Annotated in this window: 3 protein-coding genes; all 3 read left to right on the top strand. The window is 53.7% G+C overall.

What is annotated here, in order from left to right; translation table 11 throughout:
• Positions 1-1,030: 1,030 nt before the first annotated feature.
• Positions 1,031-1,216, top strand: a complete 186-nt coding sequence (locus tag ACIQ20_RS16305) for a hypothetical protein (RefSeq protein ID WP_395782174.1) — start codon at positions 1,031-1,033, stop codon at positions 1,214-1,216.
• Positions 1,217-1,598: 382 nt separating this feature from the next.
• Positions 1,599-2,204 carry a TetR/AcrR family transcriptional regulator gene (locus tag ACIQ20_RS16300; protein ID WP_395782172.1) on the top strand — a complete coding sequence of 202 codons (606 nt, stop codon included), beginning with the start codon at positions 1,599-1,601 and terminating at the stop codon, positions 2,202-2,204.
• 75 nt (positions 2,205-2,279) lie between these two features.
• Positions 2,280-2,636, top strand: coding sequence for a hypothetical protein (locus ACIQ20_RS16295; protein WP_395782170.1), 357 nt, complete (start codon positions 2,280-2,282; stop codon positions 2,634-2,636).
• The last annotated feature ends 466 nt before the right edge of the window (positions 2,637-3,102 follow it).

The raw sequence follows: 3,102 nt of genomic DNA, 5'->3' as shown, positions 1-3,102 counted from the left end.
CTGCAAAGGCGCTGACAATGCGAATATAGCCCCGCTGGGTCTTATCTTGGAACCCCCGCAGGGTCATGTCTTCGATCATGCGTTGGCGCAAAGATGTGGCTGGGGTCGGTAAAAAGGCTCTGGTCATAACAGGTTGCTCCTATCTGGTTAAAGGAGCCACCAACGTCAGAGCCCAAACCCGCCTCTTCAACCTAAATCGCAATCTCAAAACCCCACATGCCCCGCCAATCAAGCACGCCCTCCCGCGGAGCGGGTTCGTTCGCTGGCCGATTGCGGATGGTCTGCTTTGGGACGCACGGCCGTTGAAAGCTGCCATTTAAGAGTGACAGCTTCCGTGTAGGGATGGCGCAAGCTTTTGGGTGGGGACAGTGGCAAGGCACATTTCGAACAGCGCTATTCGAAAAGATTTGATCCGTGCTCCAAAGGTCCCATTTTGCTCCAGTCCAAACTGGTCAGATAAGTCTGGACATACCGAGCGATTTAGTTGCATACTTGCCGTCAGCAATCACGGGTAAGATTAATGTCATTCTCAAATCTCATCTTTGAAAACATTAGCTTGATAGAAGCAATAACACTTTCAGGCTTTGCCGTAGCTACGTCCTGCGCCAGTGACTCAATGCTTGCTGAGAAGAAATGGTACCAACTCGTGTTTCATGCATGTGGACCTTTGATCACTATAAGCGTCATTATCTCAGGATTTTTCGCTGGAAGCTTGCCGGCAATGCTCATTGGGTTGATTGCAAGCCTGTTTACAGTTTGGAAGCTGGTCAAACACCTGACGGAGCAAAGAACCACCATATCAGAGCCCTCCTTGGATTGACCTACCAGCGCTGTAGAATGCTTTCCAGCCATGGAATACACCACGGTCGAGCAAGTCCTGAGATCATCTAAGTCGGATGTCAGCCTGAAAACGTCACAAGAGCTTGAAATGCAGTCAGCTTGCGAATTTGAGTGTTCGCGATAAACAAGATAACCTGACTATTGGCGTGTTGGTTGATGGAAAAAGTCTGTCCCATCACTGGAGACAAAAGTGGTTGAGAATGAGCGAACACCGACTGAGCCGCTGTCGCCGTCAGCTAGCTGGACGACAACTCTCGTCTCTGCGGGTGTCACTTTAGTGGTTGTATTCGCTGCCATGTGGTACGTGCATGAGCGGTATAATGAAGGCTATCACGCTGGAACTGCAGAGGCTCTCCGCGATAACGCAGCCGATTGAAACACTACCCGATAGTGTCTGCCATTAATTCGGCGCATCGGGTTTCGGTTTGAAGCCTCCTTCAAAATTCTATCCGTTGAATGTCCGCTTCCAAGCAACCGACAAACCGCCCCAAATGGCAACCTCTGGCGCACCCCAGAATGGCGGCTCAATGGGGAGGACTGGCCGAAAGCGGATGGTCTGGTTTCGGGGGCGCGAAGGGGCGAAAGCTGTCAGTAATGAAAGCAACATTGCTCTGATCGAGATCGTGGAAGCCAAGGGGGCTGGGTCAGCCCGCTGGCAGCATCTTTGTGGTTGCCGGATGTGAGCGAACCTTAAAGGCTGCGACCTCAAAAAGCTTTTGCCAGTTGACGTATTAGAGCGATTGGTCTAATACATACCTATGCGCCCCAAGCTCTTCGATCCTGCCGCCGTCATTTCCAAAGCGCTGCCCCTATTCTGGCGGCAGGGATACGAGGGCACGCACATGCCAGAATTGCTGGACGCGATGGGGCTTGGCAAAGCAAGCTTCTATAACGCTTTCGCTTCCAAGCATGCGGTGTTCCTTGCAGTCCTCGACCGGTATTTCAGTGCGGTCGACCACGTGCTGGCCGAAGCGCTGGCGGGCGTAAAGTGCCGGGACCAAGCAGTTTCCCGTCTGCTAGACGCGATCTTGACTGTAGCACGCGATCCCAACGGAAGGACAATCGGTTGGCGCGGCTGCCTGATTGGCAACACAGCGCTGGAGATGGGAGTTCAGGACGAAGACGTGAGCGACCGCCTTAACCAAGGGGTGCGTCTCCTGCGGCACCATTTCGCTATGGCTCTAAGCATCGCTGATATGGACGGAAGCGTCCTATCGGATAGCGCCATTTCCGCTCTCGCATTACATGCTGTCGCCGGTGTCCAGGGCATTCTGGTGCTGGCAAAGGCCGGAATGCTCGAAGAGGAAATTGGTGCGGCCAAGCAGACACTTTTGTTCACGCTACAAGCGTCCTCAAGAATTTGAAAACTAAGCAAGGCATCAGGGAGCATACGGCCTTGCCCAGTATTGTACCAATTGCTCCATAAAGGAATGGCAACTATGAAGATCCTCAACGCCTCGATCCATGGCATTCTCGACTACGCTACGGTAATAGTCTTCGCTTCTGCCCCGTCGCTCCTCGGATTCTCGGGCGCGCCCGCCATGCTAGCCTATCTGCTAGCAGTTGTTCACCTGGCAATGACGGTCCTGACCGACATGCCGCTTGGCCTCGTGAAGATCATCCCCATGCGCTTGCACGCCTTAGTCGAAATGCTCGTCGGCCCCACGCTTATCGCAGCGGCCTTCTTGGCCCCAACGCTGGTTCTGGGTGCCCAGGTATTCTTCATCGCAAGCGGTGTCGCGATTTGCGCCGTTTGGCTGTTTAGCGATTATGCGTCGGCAACACAGTCCGACTGAAAACTGACAGTGCACGCTTTTCTCGAAAGAACGTGCGGCGACTAGAACCTCCAATTCTGTTCCACAGCAATGCGCTCCGCGCGGTAAGGTGCATTCCCTCAATGGAATGCACGTTGGTTAAGCAATTAATGAGATCGTTAATGATGAGCCAAATCACTTAGAACGGCTTCAGGCCGCACTTCGCTTGCCTTGAAGCCGCGCAACAATTCTTATTGCGCAAGATGGGGTGTCAAGAGGCGCGCTTCGCGCGTCGGCGAAGCCGATTTCACCTCTTGACGCCCAACTTGCGCGCACAAACTCGAGCTACGCCTTTGCCTGGGCAGAGCCTGCGGCAAAGGCTTGTGTGGACGCCCTGGTTTTTGCAAGTGCTTTTTCAGTTTGTTTGGCAGGATCAGTTAGGTGCGGTCGTGTGTCCGGCTTCTGGTGCAGCCTTTCAACGACTGCGAGCCACGATGGTGTGCGCGAT

This window comes from Aquidulcibacter sp. (genome assembly GCF_044346625.1).
Classification (GTDB): domain Bacteria; phylum Pseudomonadota; class Alphaproteobacteria; order Caulobacterales; family Aquidulcibacteraceae; genus Aquidulcibacter.
This window is presented reverse-complemented; position numbering and strand designations above follow the sequence as displayed.